16 protein-coding genes are annotated in these 16,851 nt (G+C 72.2%); 9 read left to right on the top strand and 7 right to left on the bottom strand.

Annotation, left to right across the window (positions count from 1 at the left end):
- The first annotated feature begins 79 nt into the window (after positions 1-79).
- The 4 genes from OHB41_RS12410 to OHB41_RS12395 all read left to right on the top strand — a co-directional run bounded on the left by OHB41_RS12410 (position 80) and on the right by OHB41_RS12395 (position 4,493).
- Positions 80-1,423 carry an ABC transporter ATP-binding protein gene (locus tag OHB41_RS12410; RefSeq protein WP_266697972.1) on the top strand — a complete coding sequence of 448 codons (1,344 nt, stop codon included), beginning with the start codon at positions 80-82 and terminating at the stop codon, positions 1,421-1,423.
- An 18-nt stretch (positions 1,424-1,441) separates the two neighbouring features.
- Positions 1,442-1,894, top strand: coding sequence for a DUF3574 domain-containing protein (locus OHB41_RS12405; protein WP_266697971.1), 453 nt, complete (start codon positions 1,442-1,444; stop codon positions 1,892-1,894).
- Positions 1,895-2,004: 110 nt separating this feature from the next.
- Positions 2,005-3,393: an aldehyde dehydrogenase family protein gene (locus OHB41_RS12400; protein WP_266697970.1), complete on the top strand. Its 1,389-nt coding sequence runs from the start codon at positions 2,005-2,007 to the stop codon at positions 3,391-3,393.
- A 17-nt stretch (positions 3,394-3,410) separates the two neighbouring features.
- Positions 3,411-4,493, top strand: a complete 1,083-nt coding sequence (locus tag OHB41_RS12395) for a Zn-dependent alcohol dehydrogenase (RefSeq protein WP_266697968.1) — start codon at positions 3,411-3,413, stop codon at positions 4,491-4,493.
- 54 nt (positions 4,494-4,547) lie between these two features.
- Here OHB41_RS12395 and OHB41_RS12390 read toward each other — a convergent pair whose 3' ends face one another.
- The 3 genes from OHB41_RS12390 to OHB41_RS12380 form a co-directional block, all read right to left on the bottom strand.
- Positions 4,548-5,507: a DMT family transporter gene (locus tag OHB41_RS12390; RefSeq protein ID WP_266697966.1), complete on the bottom strand. Its 960-nt coding sequence runs from the start codon at positions 5,505-5,507 to the stop codon at positions 4,548-4,550.
- 89 nt (positions 5,508-5,596) lie between these two features.
- Positions 5,597-6,310 (bottom strand): ArsR/SmtB family transcription factor, encoded by a 714-nt coding sequence (locus tag OHB41_RS12385; protein ID WP_266697965.1) that lies wholly within the window; start codon positions 6,308-6,310, stop codon positions 5,597-5,599.
- 134 nt (positions 6,311-6,444) lie between these two features.
- A complete protein-coding gene (locus OHB41_RS12380) occupies positions 6,445-7,086 on the bottom strand; it encodes a TetR/AcrR family transcriptional regulator (protein ID WP_266697963.1) in 642 nt (213 codons plus the stop codon).
- Positions 7,087-7,171: 85 nt separating this feature from the next.
- Between OHB41_RS12380 and OHB41_RS12375 the strand changes: the two genes are divergently transcribed.
- The 3 genes from OHB41_RS12375 (at position 7,172) to OHB41_RS12365 (ending at position 9,356) form a co-directional block, all read left to right on the top strand.
- Positions 7,172-8,323 (top strand): acyl-CoA dehydrogenase family protein, encoded by a 1,152-nt coding sequence (locus tag OHB41_RS12375; protein ID WP_266697962.1) that lies wholly within the window; start codon positions 7,172-7,174, stop codon positions 8,321-8,323.
- A 60-nt stretch (positions 8,324-8,383) separates the two neighbouring features.
- Positions 8,384-8,635, top strand: a complete 252-nt coding sequence (locus tag OHB41_RS12370) for a YiaA/YiaB family inner membrane protein (RefSeq protein ID WP_266697961.1) — start codon at positions 8,384-8,386, stop codon at positions 8,633-8,635.
- A 94-nt stretch (positions 8,636-8,729) separates the two neighbouring features.
- The gene (locus OHB41_RS12365; protein ID WP_266697960.1) at positions 8,730-9,356 is read left to right on the top strand and encodes a TetR/AcrR family transcriptional regulator; all 627 of its coding nucleotides are present in this window, start codon (positions 8,730-8,732) and stop codon (positions 9,354-9,356) included.
- 117 nt (positions 9,357-9,473) lie between these two features.
- Here the strand turns inward: OHB41_RS12365 and OHB41_RS12360 are convergent, their stop codons facing one another.
- Positions 9,474-9,935, bottom strand: a complete 462-nt coding sequence (locus tag OHB41_RS12360) for a MaoC family dehydratase (protein ID WP_266705811.1) — start codon at positions 9,933-9,935, stop codon at positions 9,474-9,476.
- Positions 9,936-10,042: 107 nt separating this feature from the next.
- Here OHB41_RS12360 and soxR point away from each other — a divergent pair, with 107 nt between their 5' ends.
- A complete protein-coding gene (gene soxR, locus OHB41_RS12355) occupies positions 10,043-10,552 on the top strand; it encodes a redox-sensitive transcriptional activator SoxR (RefSeq protein ID WP_266697959.1) in 510 nt (169 codons plus the stop codon).
- A 172-nt stretch (positions 10,553-10,724) separates the two neighbouring features.
- Here the strand turns inward: soxR and OHB41_RS12350 are convergent, their stop codons facing one another.
- The 3 genes from OHB41_RS12350 to OHB41_RS12340 all read right to left on the bottom strand — a co-directional run bounded on the left by OHB41_RS12350 (position 10,725) and on the right by OHB41_RS12340 (position 13,612).
- Complete coding sequence (locus tag OHB41_RS12350; RefSeq protein WP_266697958.1) at positions 10,725-11,792, bottom strand: RNA ligase (ATP); 1,068 nt, start codon at positions 11,790-11,792, stop codon at positions 10,725-10,727.
- Between the two features lie 186 nt (positions 11,793-11,978).
- Complete coding sequence (locus OHB41_RS12345) at positions 11,979-12,707, bottom strand: 3-keto-5-aminohexanoate cleavage protein (protein ID WP_266697957.1); 729 nt, start codon at positions 12,705-12,707, stop codon at positions 11,979-11,981.
- Between the two features lie 302 nt (positions 12,708-13,009).
- On the bottom strand, positions 13,010-13,612 hold the full coding sequence (locus tag OHB41_RS12340) for a hypothetical protein (RefSeq protein ID WP_266697956.1): 603 nt from the start codon (positions 13,610-13,612) through the stop codon (positions 13,010-13,012).
- A gap of 377 nt (positions 13,613-13,989) precedes the next feature.
- On the opposite strand from OHB41_RS12340, the gene OHB41_RS12335 reads away from it, so the two are divergent.
- Complete coding sequence (locus OHB41_RS12335) at positions 13,990-16,782, top strand: penicillin acylase family protein (RefSeq protein WP_266697955.1); 2,793 nt, start codon at positions 13,990-13,992, stop codon at positions 16,780-16,782.
- Positions 16,783-16,851 lie beyond the last annotated feature (69 nt).

Raw genomic sequence — 16,851 nt, 5'->3', positions numbered from 1 at the left:
CTCACACGTCCCCCGCGACCCGCCCGGGACGTCCGACCGCGGAGCACCAGCGCCCTGTGAGCCCCCGGGGGCACCCTTCATGACACGCGCCATCTCCCTGCACCAGGTCAGCAAGTCGTACGCGCGCGGTGTCCGCGTGGTGGAGCGGCTCTCGCTCGACATCAGGCCCGGAGAGTTCCTGGTCCTGCTCGGCCCCTCCGGCTGCGGAAAGTCGACCGTGCTGAGGATGATCGCCGGGCTGGAGGACCCGAACGAGGGCGAGGTGCGCCTGGACGGCGAGTTCGCCAACGATCTGCCCCCGGCCGAACGGGACATGGCGATGGTCTTCCAGAACTTCGCCCTCTATCCGAGCATGACCAGCCGCGACAACATCGGCTTCCCGCTGCGCATCGAGACACCCGGCGAGGACCCCCGCCCGCGCGTCGACGCCACCGCCCGGATGCTCGGCATCGAGGACCTCCTCGACCGCTTCCCCAACCAGCTGTCGGGAGGCGAACGCCAGCGCGTCGCGATGGGCCGCGCCATCGCCCGGCACCCCTCCGCCTTCCTGATGGACGAGCCGCTGTCCAACCTCGACGCCAAGCTCCGCAACCACCTGCGCGCCGAGATCGCCTCCCTGACCAGAAAACTGGGCGTCACCACGGTGTACGTCACCCACGACCAGGCCGAGGCGCTCTCGCTCGGCGACCGGGTCGCCGTCCTGCGCGGCGGCGTGCTCCAGCAACTGGGCACGCCCCGCACGGTCTACGCACTGCCCGCGAACGTCTTCGTCGCCGCCTTCATCGGCACTCCCCGCATCAACCTGCTGCGCGGCCTCGTCCGGGCACCGCTCGACGGCGCCATGACGATCAGCCTCGGCCGGCAGTACCTCCGGCTGCCCGAACCCCTCTGTCTCGACCACCAGTTGCTACGGGTGCAGCAGGGCAGGGAGGTCATCGTCGGCCTGCGCTCCGAGGGGGTCCGCATCGCCAGACCGTCGGAGGCCAGGCCCGGCGAGGTGGCGATCAGCGGCCTGGTCGAACATGTGGAGTTCCAGGGGCACGAGGTGCTCGTCCACTTCAACACCGGCTCGCGGCCCGCCTTCGTACCGGAGCTGGAGGCGCCGCGTCCGGTCCGTCCGGTCCGTCGGCGGCGCCGTGCGGGCTCCGCCCTGGGCCGCCTCCGGGAGCGGGCGGCCGGTCTGCGGGCCGGTCCCGTGGTCGTCCTGGAGCACCCGGACGACACGGAACCCGCCCGCGCCGACGAGGTCCCGCCGCAGGGGCGCCTGCCCGGCGACCTCGTCGTTCGCACCACCCCCGACTTCGAACTCCGGCACGGCCTGCAGGTCCCCCTCCTCGTCGACCTCGCCCACCTGTTCGTCTTCGACCAGCACGGCGGACGCATCTGTCCCGCCCCGGCGCGGCTGCCCGACCTGGATGAGTGAGTTCGCCAGCATGCGTGCATGCCCCCGCTCAGCATCCGCGCCCGGGTGGGCGCCGCCACCGCCACCGCCCTGCTCGCGGCCGGCGCCCCGGCCGCGTACGCCCTGTTCGACGACGCGGGCCCGAGGGCCCCGGCCACCGCGAGGACTTACGTCGAGACCCGGCTGCTGTTCGGCACCGAGCGGCCCGACGGCGGACCGGCCGTGACCGAACCGCAGTTCATGGCCTTCGTCGACCGCGAGGTGACGCCCGCCTTCCCCGAGGGGCTCACCGTGCGGGACGGCCGCGGCCAGTACCGTGACGCGCACGGGGTCATCGAGCGTGAGCGGTCGTACGAGCTGATCCTGCTGTATCCGGCGGCGCAGGCCCGTGCGCGGGACGCCGGGATCGAGCGGATCCGGGCGGCGTACGAGAGGACGTTCGGGCAGGAGTCCGTGGCCCGCCTCGACGCGCCCACCCGGGCGGACTTCTGAGGCCCTGGGGACGTCCGGGCCGCACGCGCCCCCCGATCCCCCTGGCGCCACAAAACTATCATCGCTAGTTTAGGGTCCGGACCGACGCGGCCCCGCCCGGGAGGAACACGATGAAGGCACATGACGGCATGTACATCGACGGTGCCTGGCGCCCCGCCGCCGGCACCGACACCATCGAGGTGGTGAACCCGGTCGACGAGCAGGTGGTGGGCCGGGTCGCCGCGGGCACCGCCGAGGACGTCGACGCCGCGGTACGAGCCGCCCGCGCCGCCTTCCCGGCCTGGGCCGCGACCCCGCCCGCCGGGCGCGCCGCGCGGCTGGCCGCCCTGCGTGACGTACTCGACGCCCGCAAGGAGGAGATCGCCGAGACCGTCACGGCGGAGCTCGGCTCGCCGCTCGCGTTCTCGCAGGCGGTCCACGCGGGCGTACCGATCCTGGTCGCGGGCTCCTACGCCGAACTCGCGGCCACGCACGCCTTCGAGGAGCGGGTCGGCAACTCGGTCGTGCACCAGGAGCCCGTCGGAGTGGTCGGCGCGATCACACCCTGGAACTATCCGCTCCACCAGATCGTCGCCAAGGTCGCCCCGGCGCTCGCGGCCGGCTGCACGATCGTCCTGAAGCCCGCCGAGGACACCCCCCTGACCGCCCAGCTCTTCGCGGAGGCGGTAGCGGAGGCAGGCGTGCCGGCCGGTGTCTTCAACCTCGTCACCGGCCTCGGTCCGGTGGCCGGCCAGGCCCTCGCCGAGCACCCGGACGTGGACCTGGTCTCCTTCACCGGCTCCACGGCCGTCGGCCGGCGGATCGGCGCCGCGGCCGGCGCCGCCGTCAAACGGGTCGCGCTGGAACTCGGCGGCAAGTCCGCCAACGTGATCCTGCCGAGCGCCGACCTCGCGAAGGCGGTCAACGTCGGCGTCGCGAACGTGATGTCCAACTCCGGCCAGACGTGCAGCGCCTGGACCCGCATGCTGGTGCACGACTCGCGGTACGAGGAGGCCGTGGAGCTCGCCGCCGCGGCCGCGGTCAAGTACGGCGACCGCATCGGCCCGGTCGTCAGCGCCAAGCAGCAGGCCCGGGTGCGGAGTTACATCGAGAAGGGTGTGGCCGAGGGCGCCCGGCTGGTCGCGGGAGGCCCCGAAGCCCCGCGCCCCCAGGGGTACTTCGTCAGCCCGACCGTCTTCGCCGACGTCGAGCCCGGGATGACGATCGCCCAGGAGGAGATCTTCGGGCCGGTGCTGTCGATCCTGCGCTACGAGGACGAGGAGGACGCCGTCCGGATCGCCAACGGCACGGTCTACGGGCTGGCCGGAGCCGTCTGGGCGGGGGAGGAGGCCGAGGCGGTGGCGTTCGCGCGACGGCTCGACACCGGACAGGTCGACATCAACGGCGGACGCTTCAACCCCCGTGCCCCGTTCGGCGGGTACAAGCAGTCCGGAGTCGGACGCGAGCTGGGCACGCACGGCCTGTCCGAGTACCTCCAGACGAAGTCCCTCCAGTTCTAGACCCCAGGAGCACTCACATGGTTCGCGCTGCCGTCCTTCCCGCCGTGGGCGCTCCTCTGGAGATCGCCGAGATCGACCTCCCCGCACCGGGCCCGGGCCAGGTCCGCGTCCGGCTGGCCGCCGCAGGGGTCTGTCACTCCGACCTCTCGCTGTCCGACGGCACCATGCGGGTGCCCGTCCCCGCCGTCCTCGGCCACGAGGGAGCCGGGACCGTCGTCGCCGTGGGCGACGGCGTGACGGGCATCGCCCCCGGTGCGGCGGTGGTCCTCAACTGGGCTCCCTCCTGCGGAAGTTGCCACGCCTGTACGTTGGGGGAGGGGTGGCTGTGCGCCAACGCGCTGACCGGAGCGGGGAACGTGTACGCACGGCGCACGTCCGACGGGAGCGACCTCCATCCCGGCCTGAACGTGGCCGCGTTCGCCGAGGAGACGGTGGTGGCCGCCGGATGTGTGCTCCCCGCTCCGGACGGCATTCCGCTCACCGACGCCGCCCTGCTTGGCTGCGCGGTCCTCACCGGATACGGCGCCGTCCACCACTCCGCCGGGGTCCGGCCCGGCGAGACCGTCGCGGTGTTCGGGGTCGGCGGGGTGGGTCTCGCGGCGCTCCAGGCCGCCAGGATCGCGGGCGCCTCGAAGATCGTCGCTGTCGACGTCTCCCCCGAGAAGGAGTCACTGGCCCGTGCCGCGGGCGCCACGGACTACGTCGTCGCCTCCGACACCACCGCCCGTGAGATCCGCGCCCTGACCGGCAAGCAGGGCGTCGACGTGGCCGTCGAGTGCGTCGGCCGCGCCGTGACCATCCGCGCCGCCTGGGACTCCACCCGCCGCGGCGGCCGCACCACGGTCGTCGGCATCGGCGGCAAGGACCAGCAGGTCACCTTCAACGCACTGGAGATCTTCCACTGGGGCAGGACCCTGGCCGGCTGCGTATACGGCAACTGCGACCCGGCGCGCGATCTCCCGGTGCTCGCCGAGCACGTACGGGCGGGCCGGCTGGACCTGGCGATGCTGGTCACCGAGCGGATCGGGCTGGAGGGGATCCCGGGCGCGTTCGAGAACATGGTGGCCGGGAAGGGCGGACGGGCGTTGGTGGTGTTCTAGCCGGTGGGATCCCCGGGGAGCGGGAGTCCGGCACCCCTCCGCGCCCCCTTCTGGTCAGGCTTCTCGTCGGGCGCGCTCCGACGGCCGGGGCGAGACCGCCGCGCGCGCCGGACCGCTGACCGCCGCCCGGGACCGCGACACCGCGACTCCGGCCAGGCACAGGACGCCGCCCGCCAGGGTCAGCGCCCCCGGGACCTCGTCGAGGAAGATCCAGGACATCGCGACGACCAGTGCGGGGACCGCGTACGTGGTCGCCCCCATCCGGCTCGCGGTGGTCCGGGCCAGGGCGTACGCCCAGGTCGTGAAGGCCAGTGCGGTCGGGAAGACACCCAGGTAGATCACGTTGAGGGTGGCGGAGGCGGGTGCGTCCGCCACCTCGTGGACCAGTTGTCCCGCGAACGGCAGACAGGCGACGGCGCCCACGAGGCACCCGAACGTGGTGACCTGGAGGGCGCTCGCCCGGCCGAGGGCAGGCTTCTGGGCGACGACGCCCGCCGCGTAGCCGACCGCCGCGAGCAGACACAGGACCACCCCGAGAACCGAGGAACCGCCCCTGCCGGACATCGACAGCCCCACCGCGAGCGCGCCCGCGAAGGACACCGCCATCCCCGCGAGCAGCCGCGGCGGCATCGGGTCCCCCAGCAGCCGGGAGCCGAGCAGCGCGATCAGGATCGGGCCGGTGTTCACGACCAGCGCCGCCGTACCGGCGTCCACCTTCTGCTCACCCCAGTTCAGGACGACCATGTAGAGGCCGAACCACAGCAGGCCGGACAACGCGATCCCGCGCCAGGCCTCCCGCGGGGGCGGACCCTCCCGGCGCAGCAGACAGATCGTGCCCAGGGCCACGGCGCCCGCCAGCAGCCGGCCGAGCGCCAGCGCCCCCGGAGAGTACGCCCCGCCCGCGCTGCGGATCGACACGAAGGCGGAGGCCCACAGCACGACGGTGACCGCCGCCGCGCCCGCGGCGAGCAGCTCCGTGCGGCGGGTGGGAGCGGGTGAGGAGGCGTTCATCATGCTCCTGAGGCTAGGTGCGGGCGAGGCGGGGGACCGGCGGATTCCGGACGCCGTGGTGAGGGGAGCGGGCGTCGGTGCGGCGGGGTCCCTCAGCGGAGCGCCGCCGCCTCGATGCCCAGGAGTTCCGCGAAGGCGAGCTCCCCCTCGGGCGTGACCTTGACCGCGCGCTCCGATCCGATGCGTACGCACCAGTGGGCGTCCAGGGCGTGGCGGCACAGGGCCGCGCCCGCGGTGCCGGCGAGGTGGGGGCGGCGCTCGGTCCAGTCGAGGCAGGCGCGGCTGAGGGGGCGGCGGCCGGTGCGGTTCAGGGCGATGCCGGTCGTGTCGAACCAGCGCAGGCCCGCGTCGGTGAGGGCGAAGCCGGTGTCCTGGCGCAGGAGTCCGCGCTGGGTGAGGGCGTCGGTGAGGGCGATACCGAGCCGCCCGGCGAGATGGTCGTAGCAGGTACGTCCGCGGACCATCGCGGAACCCGCGCCGGCCTCACGCAGGGAGCGGGGACGCTCGGCGGTGCCGGGGGCGACCTGGGCGGCCAGGTCCTCCACCAGCTGGGCGACACGGCTGTCGGCCAGGCGTACGTAGCGGTGGCGGCCCTGCCGCTCCTCGGCGAGCAGGCCGCCCGCGACCAGTCTGCCGAGGTGTTCGCTGGCCGTCGACGGCGCGACCTCGGCGTGCCGGGCCAGCTCACCGGCGGTCCAGGCGCGGCCGTCGAGCAGCGCGAGCAGGAAGACGGCCCGGGTCTCGTCGGCGATCATCCCGGCCAGCGCCGCAAGACCGGGCGCGACCGGATCCTTCCGTCTCGTCATACGCCCAGGATGCGCCAGGAACACTTCGGCGCCGGCCGAAGCATGGGGCGGGGACCACACCTGCGGGTCCCGGTCCGGTCACTCCCTTTCCGGGTCCGGCCACTGCGTCGTGGTCCGGTCACTCCGGAGTCCGGTCACCCCGTCCCGGTCACCCGCTCGAACTGCTGCACCAACCCGTCGAGCAGCGCCGTGAGCCCCACCTCGAACGCCCGCTCGTCGATCTTCTCCTGCTGCTCGGCGAGCAGATGGGCCTGCCCCAGGTGGGGGTAGTCGGCCGGGTCGTACGCGGCCTCGTCGTCGACGAAGCCGCCGGCGAACGAGCCGAGGGCGGAGCCCATGATGAAGTACCGCATCAGGGCGCCGATGGAGGTGGCCTGCGCGGGCGGCCAGCCGGCGCCGACCATCGCGCCGAAGACCGCGTCGGCCAGACGCAGACCGGCGGGCCGGCGGCCGGGGCCGCGCGCGAGGACCGGCACGATGTTCGGGTGGTCGCGCAGGGCGGCCCGGTAGGAGACGGCCCAGTCGTGCAGCGCGGTGCGCCAGTCCCGTCCGTCCTCGAACACGGAGAGATCGACCTGCGCGCTCACCGAGTCCGCGACCGCCTCGAGGATCTGGTCCTTGGTGCGGAAGTGGTTGTAGAGGGAGGGTCCGCTCACTCCCAGTTCGGCGGCGAGCCGGCGCGTGGAGAGGGACGCCAGGCCCTCGGCGTCCACCAGGGCCCGTGCCGTCTCGACGATCCGGTCGGTGCTGAGGAGGGGCTTGCGCGGTCGGGCCATGGCGCACATAGTAGGGCTGCACACTTAAACTAGCAGTGCTAATTTACATTTTCGGATGTACGGCTTTCACGTGGGGTGTTCCGTCATGAACCTGGAGCTCAGCGAGGAGCAGACCGCCGTCCGGCAGCTCGCCAAGGACTTCGTGGACCGCGAGATCGCCCCCCACGTGGTGGAGTGGGACCGGGCGGAGGAAGTCGACCGGTCCCTCGTCAAGAAGCTCGGCGAGGTCGGTTTCCTCGGCCTCACGGTCGACGAGGAGTACGGCGGCAGCGGCGGCGACCATCTCGCGTACTGCCTGGTGACGGAGGAGCTGGGGCGCGGGGACTCGTCCGTGCGCGGCATCGTCTCCGTCTCGCTGGGCCTGGTCGCCAAGACGATCGCGCACTGGGGGAGCGAGGAGCAGAAGCGGCAGTGGCTGCCGGGGCTGACCTCCGGCACCCAGGTGGGCTGCTTCGGCCTCACCGAGCCCGGCACCGGCTCGGACGCCGGCCATCTGACGACCAGGGCCGTACGTGACGGCGACGACTACGTCATCAACGGCACCAAGATGTTCATCACCAACGGGACCTGGGCCGATGTGGTGTTGCTGTTCGCCCGGTCGACCGACGAGCCCGGCCACCGTGGCATCTCCGCCTTCCTGGTGCCGACGGACACACCGGGACTGACCCGCCACACCGTCCACGGCAAGCTCGGCCTGCGCGGCCAGGCCACCGCCGAACTCGTCCTCGAGGACGTCCGCGTCCCCGCGAGCGCCATGCTGGCGCCGGAGGGCAAAGGGTTCTCCGTGGCCATGTCCGCCCTGGCCAAGGGGCGGATGTCGGTGGCCGCCGGCTGTGTCGGCATCGCCCAGGCCGCGCTGGACGCCGCCGTGACGTACGCGACCCAGCGGGAGCAGTTCGGCAAGACCATCGCGCACCACCAGCTCGTCCAGGAGCTGATCAGCGACATCGCCGTGGACGTGGACGCGGCGCGCCTGCTGACCTGGCGGGTCGCCGACCTCGTCGACCGCGGGCTGCCGTTCGCCACCGAGTCCTCCAAGGCCAAGCTCTTCGCCTCGGAGGCGGCCGTGCGCGCCGCGAACAACGCGCTCCAGGTCTTCGGCGGCTACGGCTACATCGACGAGTACCCGGCGGGCAAACTGCTGCGCGACGCCCGGGTGATGACCCTCTACGAGGGCACCAGCCAGATACAGAAGCTGGTCATCGGGCGCGCGCTGACCGGGGTTTCGGCCTTCTGAGTACGCGGGTGAGTACGGGAGCGGATGCGGCCCGGCCCGTATCGGCCGAGTCTGGTCCGCATGACTGACACATCCGTCAAGCAGCAGTCCACCGCCGCCTTCTACGGCCAGGCGGTCGCCTCCTTCGCCGTCGCCATGGTCGCGACCGCCATCGGCATCTTCAAGCTGGAGGCCGACACCTGGGTGCGTGCCTTCCTGGGCGTCGCCGTCCTCTATCTGGTGACCTCGTGCTTCACCCTGGCCAAGGTGATCCGCGACCGGCAGGAGGCGCAGCTCGCGCACCGTTCGTACAGTCCGTTCGAAAAGCTCTGAGTACGAGGCGGGCCGCCCTGAGCGAGCACGCTAAGCGCTCGCTCAGTATCAGAGGTATGGTGTTCGTCCTGTCAGTGGAAGGGGCGAACCAGCGATGAGTGCGGCGCAGGAGACGGTCGACGGCGAGATGCAGCCGTGGGCCGAGGTCACCCCGGACGCGGCCCGGCGGCTGCTCATCGCCGCCGTGGAGGCCTTCGCCGAGCGCGGGTACCACGCGACGACGACCCGGGACATCGCCGGGCGGGCCGGCATGAGCCCGGCCGCGCTGTACATCCACTACAAGACCAAGGAAGAACTGCTTCACCGGATCAGCCGGATCGGGCACGACAAGGCCCTCGCCATCGTGCGCACCGCGGCGGACGGCGAGGGCGCCGCCGCCGAGCGGCTCACCGACGCCGTGCGCTCCTTCGTCCGGTGGCACGCCGGGCAGCACACCACCGCGCGGGTGGTGCAGTACGAGCTCGACGCGCTCGGCCCCGAGGCCCGTGCCGAGATCATCGCGCTGCGGCGGCAGACCGACGCCGCCGTGCGCGGGATCATCGAGGACGGCGTCGCGGCCGGCGACTTCGACGTGCCGGACGTCCCGGGCACCACGCTCGCGGTGCTCTCGCTCTGCATCGACGTGGCCCGCTGGTTCAACGTCGACGGCCCCCGCACGCCCGACGAGGTCGGCGGGCTCTACGCCGACCTCGTGCTGCGCATGGTGGGGTCCAAGGAGTAGGTCCGAGAACCAGGGTCGAGGAGCCGGCCGGAGGACCAGGTCCAAGGAGAGGGTCCGAAGGGTGGCCGCGGCGTGGGTCCCGCGGCCGGCGCCGTTCAGACGTAGGGGCGCGACACCTCAGACGTAGTAGCGCGACACCGACTCGGCGACGCACACCGGCTTGTCGCCGCCCTCGCGCTCCACGGTGAAGGCCACGGACACCTGGACACCGCCGGGCACGTCGTCGACACCGGTGATCGTCGCGGTGGCGCGCAGCCGTGAGCCGACCGGTACGGGGGCGGGGAAACGGACCTTGTTCGTACCGTAGTTGACCCCCATCTGCACGCCCTCGACGCTGATCAGCTGCGGGCCGAAGAGCGGGAGCAGGGACAGGGTGAGATAGCCGTGCGCGATCGTCGTGCCGAAGGGGCCGGACGCGGCCCGCTCGGGGTCGACGTGGATCCACTGGTGGTCGCCGGTCGCCTCCGCGAAGAGGTCGATCCGCTTCTGCTCGATCTCGACCCAGTCGCTGTACCCCAACTGCTCGCCCACGGCGGCACGCAGTTCGTCGACCGTCGCGAACGTCCTAGGCTCTGCCATCTCGCTGACCTCCCATATCTCCATGTCTAAGCGACTGCTTAGCATGGTCGTGTGCGGGGCGCATGTCAACGGACCGGGCGGGTGACGAAGTCGGTAGGGTTGGAGGGGTGCCCCAGATCCCTGAGAAGATCCACGAGCTGACCGTCGGGCAGCTGTCGGCCCGCAGCGGCGCCGCCGTCTCCGCCCTGCACTTCTACGAGTCCAAGGGCCTGATCAGCAGTCGCCGCACCACCGGAAACCAGCGCCGCTACCACCGTGACGCGCTGCGCCGGGTCGCCTTCGTCCGCGCCGCCCAGCGGGTCGGCATCCCGCTGGCCACCATCCGTGAGGCCCTCGCCGAGCTCCCCGAGGAGCGCACCCCGACACGCGCGGACTGGGCCCGGCTCTCCGAGGCGTGGCGTGGCGAACTCGACGAGCGCATCAAGCAGTTGAGCAGACTGAGGGACCATCTGACCGACTGCATCGGATGCGGGTGTCTGTCCCTGGACAACTGTGTGCTCTCCAACCCGGACGACGTCTTCGGCGAGCGCCGGACCGGATCCCGGCTCATGGTCGAGCGCGGCGTGGGGCCACGGCCGGCGCCGGAGCGGGGCAGGGAATCCGAGGACTGCCGCTGACCCCGGAGCGGGGCAGGGAGTCCGAGGGCTGCCTGCCGCTGACCCCGGAGCGAGGCAGGAAGTCCGAGGACTGCCGCTGGCCCCTGCGCTTCCGGCCGAGCCGCCCGCCGCCCACCCGGCCGGCGGGAAGGCGCGGGACACGCCCCGGGGTCCGCGGACGCCGCCGCCCGGCTCACTCGTACTCCGTGCCGCCCTTGCGCGTCAGATACGCGGGGCTGACCGCCTTCGCGATGGCACGGCCGCCCGTCACCGGGCTGTACCGCTCGGTCGCGGGCCGGATGACCACCCCTTCGCGCAGATGCAGTCCGCGGCCGGAGACCGTCTCCCGGCCCGAGGCGGCCTCCAGTACGCGGTCGATGGCGTACGGGCCCTCGTACAGCCGTGGCACCAGGGGCAGTTCGCCCTCCAGCAGCGCCGCCGCGTCCAGCCAGCGGACCTCGCCGTCGATCTCCGCGGACACGTCGAACACGGCGTAGCCGAGGGACTCGCGGCGGCCGTCGGCGCCGTAGGACAGGTCCTGTACGCCCGCCCCGTACACCTCGCCGAAGATGCCGACCCGGCGTGCGCCGAGCCGCTCGGCGAGCCGGGCCGCGGCCCCCGCGACCCCGTGACCGTTCACCGCGCGCCAGTACAGGTTGCGCGGATCCTCCCTGAGCGCCAGCGACTTGCCCCCGAAGCCCTTGGAGGAGACGTACGCGCGCCCCTCGTCCGCGAGACGGGTCACCAGGCAGGCCGAGCCGTGCAGCTTCTCCGTCAGTACGACCGGCTCGCCCGGCGCGAAGATGTCCGGGTACCGCTGGATGTTCTCGATGTCGACCCAGGGCAGCAGTCCGGGCGCGGACTCGATCTCGCCGTTCATGGTGGGCGGGATCGGGGGCACCCATTTGACGATGCCGAGCGTCTCGGCGAAGTCGGTGCCGTCCGCGGCGGCACGCTCCAGGTCGACGTCCGCCAGCGCCCTGGGGCGGCAGACGATTCCCTGCGACAGCTCTCCGCGCAGTCGTACGGCCCTGACCCGGTCCGACGAGCTGCCCGCGAGCCGTCCGGTCAGACCCAGTTCCTCGATCAGCGCGGGCGGGAGCACGGACTGCTCCGGGATGTAGAGCGCGGTCTCGCCGGTGCGGTAGGCGCCCTTGGCGACGACGGCCCGGTACAGACCCACCTGGGCCAGTTCGAGCGCGTCGGCGTTCGGGTGCTCGTGGACGGTCAGCACTTCGGCGGTGACGCGCAGCGTCGACATCGGCTTCTCCTCGGGTTCCGCGGGCTTCTCAGCCGGGTTTCGTCGCCCCCAACTGTCCGGACCGCAAAGGAGTGGAGCGAGCGGATTTACGGCTGTTACCGTCGGCCTCCGCGGGGTACGGAGGCGCACGCCGGGACCGCGTGCGGCCTGCTGGGCCCGCCGCCCGTGCCGGAGCCCCGGCCCGCGCTACGACGGGTGCCGGGCGGCCTCGTACTGAACCAGTCCCTCGGCCACCAACTGCGCGTTGGACACCGCCCGCTCACCGTCCGGCAGGACGAGGGTGTCCTCCAGCCCGATCCGGGTCGCCAGCCCCAGCCGGCCCGCGAGCCGCAGCACCGGCCACGTGCCGCCCTCCTCGCCGTGCAGCAGGACGGGGACGCCGTGCGCGGTGCCGAGGCCGGCGAGGAGAGCCAGGGCGGAGCGTTCGGCCGTCCCCGGGGAGGGGTCGGTCACCTCGGCCAGTACCCGCAGCACGCGCGGGCCGAGCGGCGACGCCGCGAAACGGGCGGCTCCGTCGGTGCCGGACCAGATGCCCGCCTCCACACCGATCCCGCGGTCGAGAAGCGCCGCCGCCAGCTCCTCGGCGCCCGGTTCGTGCCAGTTGACCGAGGCGTGGTCGGGCAGCACCGTCCAGGACCGGACCCGCTCCACGCGGGCGGCGGGACCGGGCTCGGCCCACGCGCCGGTCGTCACACCGACCGGGACGTCGACCCGGGCCCGGATCGCGTCGAGGACCGCCGCGACCGCCCTCGCCGACAGGGTGTCCTGCCCACAGGGGGTCTTGGGGTGAACATGAACGTCCGAGGCCCCGGCCCCGACCGCCCCGGCCGCGGACCCGGCCGCCGCCCCGGGGGACAACGGCACGCCCACACCGTCACGGGCTCCCCGCGCCCCGTTCAGACAAACCTGCACCACACCCCCGATCCTGCCACCCGGACACTCAGTGCCCTGTTGTGGGGGGCGCGGGGAACTGCGCGCCCGGCCACGAGCGACTCGTGGGGAGCTGCTGTCCCGCAGCTCTCGTGCCTGGACCACTCGGCGGAGCGCGGGGCAGTGCCCTGTTGTGAGGGGCGCGGGGAACTGCGCGCCCGGCCACGAGCGACCCGCGGTGAGTAACTGTCCCGCAGCCCCCACGCCCCGCCACTCACCCCGGCGCACCCAACCCGGACAACTCACCCCGACCCACCCGCACCCCACCGCTCAACCCAGCGGAGCGCCTACGCCGAGACGAGCAGTCGTTCGCGCCGCGCCTCCGCCACCGCCTCGGGCGTCAGGACGGGCCGCGGCACGACGATCCCGCAGCCCCTGCAGACCGGACCCGACGACGGTTCGTGGGCCAGGTCGTACTTCCACGCGAGGCGCTCCCCGGTGCACACCGGGCAGACCGCCCCGGGCTCGCGCTCCAGCGCGGCGATCAGCCGGCGCAACACCTCGGCCATGGGCTCACGGGGATGGATCCTGGGGTCGTCGCACCACGCGACACCGAACCCGCCCCAGGTCAGCCGGTGCCAGTCGTCCACGCTGCCCGGCCGGCGCAGCCCGTCGTGCTTCTCCTTCTTGCGACGCTCGGCGAACTCGACCTCGTAGGCGAGCCAGACGGAGCGGGCCTCCTCCAGTTCCTCCAGTGCGGCCACGAGCCGCGCCGGGTCGGGAGACCGGTCCTCGGGGCCGAAACCGGCCCGGGAACACAGATGGTCCCAGGTCGCCCGATGCCCGTAGGGGGCGAACCGCTCAAGGCACTTGCGCAGTGAATAGCGTCGCAGTGCCAGATCACTCCTCGGATCTCGCACCTGTCTCGCCAGACTCCGGAAACCGGCCATCGCCCTGCACCTCCGTCACACCTGCACCTGTACTTCGGTCACTTCGGCGTCGTCGTCGTAAGGACGTCGCCGAGTAGACGTATCGACACGCGATTCGGCTCCCTCCGATTTCCGACGAGCGCCGCAAGTCACCGGCCGAACTCCCCCGGCCTACCCCCCTTCGCGGTCCTCACCTGTGGAAACGGCTGTGAGCCGGGATGGCGGGACCCCGGGGGATTTCCGCGGCCCGGTGATCCCCTGGGACGACGGACCGGGGAGTCCCGTACGGCCCTCCGCTCCTCAACCGCCCTGTGATCGTTAAAAGTTGACGCATGTTCATCTTCCAACTCGGGGATACCGGCGGTAACGTCCGGCCCACCCCGTCGGGAGGAGCTGCCATGCCACGGTGCACCCCACGTACCACCCTCGACAGACTGAGAACTCCCCGCAGATTCCCAAGGTTCCTGAAGGCCGCCTCCATCTGCGTCCTGGTCGCCGGCCTGCTGTCCCCGTTGACCCAGGCCGCCGCCGCGGGCGGCGCGGCCGGACTCGCCTCGAACGACTACTGCGGCGGTCAGTGTTCCGACATCCTCCCGCCCGGGGAGAACGGCAACGCGACCCTCGCCCAGGTCCTCCTCAACCAGGTCTTCGGTACCCAGCCCGACCACGCCGAGGACCAGCTCGGCCCCTACAGCAACCTCGCCGCGGGCTACTCCACGCTCACCGACGACAAGATCAACACCTTCTTCAACGACGCCTCCTTCGGCGTCGCGTCCGACCAGGTCGCCTCGACCACCAAGCCGGGCGGCCGCACGGACGTGACGATCGTGCGCGACAAGAAGTCCGGAGTGCCCCACATCACAGGTACTACCCGCTATGGCACCGAGTACGGCGCCGGATATGCGGCGGCCCAGGACCGGCTGTGGCTGATGGACGTCTTCCGGCACGTCGGCCGCGGTCAGCTGACCTCCTTCGCGGGCGGTGCCCCCTCCAACCAGGGCCTCGAGCAGGAGTTCTGGCGCAACGCGCCCTACACCGAGGCCGATCTGCAGACCCAGATCGACAGCGCCACCGCCAACGCCGGCGCCCGCGGCACCCAGGCCCTCGCGGACGCCAACGCCTACATCGACGGCGTCAACGCCTACATCGACGCCTCCGACAGCGGCCGCTACTTCCCCGGTGAGTACGTCCTGACCGGCCACAAGGACGCCATCACCAATGCCGGCACGATCGACCACTTCAAACTCACCGACCTGGTCGCGCTGGCCTCCGTGATCGGCGCGCTCTTCGGTTCCGGAGGCGGCGGCGAGGTCAACAACGCGCTCTCGCTGCTCGCCGCCCAGTCCCAGTACGGCGTGACCGAGGGCACCAAGGTCTGGGAGTCCTTCCGCGAACGCAACGACCCCGAGGCCGTGCTCACCGTCCACAACGGCGAGAGCTTCCCGTACGCCACCAAGCCCGGCACCGCGCAGGGCGAGGCGCTGCCCGACGCGGGTACGGTGGCCCAGGAGCCGCTGGTCTACGACCGCACCGGCAGCGCCGCCACCGCCAAGGCCACCGGTACCTCGGCCACGGCGGCCGCGACGAGTCTCAGCTCGGCCAGACGCGGGATGTCCAACGCCCTCGTGGTGAGCGGCAAGGCCACCGCCAGCGGCCACCCGATCGCCGTCTTCGGCCCGCAGACCGGCTACTTCGCGCCACAGCTCCTCATGCTCCAGGAGATCCAGGGCCCGGGCCTCAGCGCACGCGGCGCCTCCTTCGCGGGACTGAGCATGTACGTCGAGCTCGGCCGCGGCCAGGACTACTCGTGGAGCGCGACGACGTCCGGCCAGGACATCATCGACACCTACGCCGTCGAGCTGTGCCAGGACGACTACCACTACCTCTACCACGGCACCTGCACCGCCATGGACAAGGTCGAGCGGACCAACTCCTGGAAGCCGACCACGGCCGACGGCACGGCGGCGGGTTCGTACCGCATGCAGGTCTACCGGACCAAGTACGGCCCCGTGGAGTACCGCGCGACGGTCGGCGGCAAGAAGGTCGCCTACACCACCCTGCGCTCCTCCTACATGCACGAGGCCGACTCGATCATCGGCTTCCAGATGCTCAACGACCCGGACTACGTGAAGAGCCCGGGGACCTTCCAGAGCGCGGTGCAGCACATCAACTACACCTTCAACTGGTTCTACGCCGACTCCGCGCACACCGCGTACTACAACAGCGGCGACAACCCGGTGCGGGCGAGCGGCGTGGACGCCGAGTTCCCGGTCTGGGCGCAGGCCGCGAACGAGTGGCAGAACTGGGACCCGGCCACGAACACCGCCGCCTACACCCCGCCGTCCGCCCACCCCAACTCCGTCGACCAGGACTACTACATCTCCTGGAACAACAAGCAGGCCAAGGACTACACCACGGCGCCCTGGGGCAACGGCTCCGTGCACCGCGGCAACCTCCTGGAGGACCGGGTGAAGAAGCTGGTCGCCGCGGGCGGGGTGACCAGGTCCTCGCTGACCCGGGCGATGGCCGACGCGGCGCTGGCCGACCTGCGGGCCGAGGACGTGCTGCCGAAGCTGCTGCAGGTCGTCAGGAGCTCGCCGGTCACGGACACCGCGGCCGCGGCGGCGGTCACCAAGCTGTCGGACTGGGTGACGGCCGGAGCCAGACGCAAGGAGACCTCGGCCGGCTCGAAGACCTACGCCGACGCCGACGCGATCCGCATCCTGGACGCCTGGTGGCCGCTGATGGTCAAGGCCGAGTTCGCACCGGGCCTCGGCACCGACCTGTACACCGCCTTCACCGCCAACCTGCCTGTCGACGAATCACCGTCGGCGGCGCACGGCCCGACCGGCGCGCACGCGGGCAGCTCCTTCCAGTACGGCTGGTGGAGCTATGTCGACAAGGACATCAGGGCGGTGCTGGGCCAGTCGGTGCAGGGCGGACTGGCGCAGAAGTACTGCGGCGGCGGCAGCCTGAGCGCCTGCCGGGACATCCTCATCAGCACGCTCAAGACGGCCGCGGGCCTGACCGCCGCCCAGGTCTACCCCGGCGACGACCAGTGCTCGGCGGGTGACCAGTGGTGCGCCGACTCGATCGTCCAGCGGGCGCTCGGCGGCATCAAGCACGGCAGGATCACCTGGCAGAACCGGCCGACGTACCAGCAGGTCGTGGAGTACACGTCGCACCGTTGACCCCGGTCGCACCGTCAACTCCCGCCCGGCGGCGGGTCGGAGCCCCCGACCCGCCGCCGGGCACCCGCC

The organism is Streptomyces sp. NBC_01571 (assembly GCF_026339875.1).
In the GTDB taxonomy this organism is placed as follows: domain Bacteria; phylum Actinomycetota; class Actinomycetes; order Streptomycetales; family Streptomycetaceae; genus Streptomyces.
Note: the sequence above shows the minus strand (reverse complement) of the source record. Positions and strands in the feature narration are given on the sequence as shown.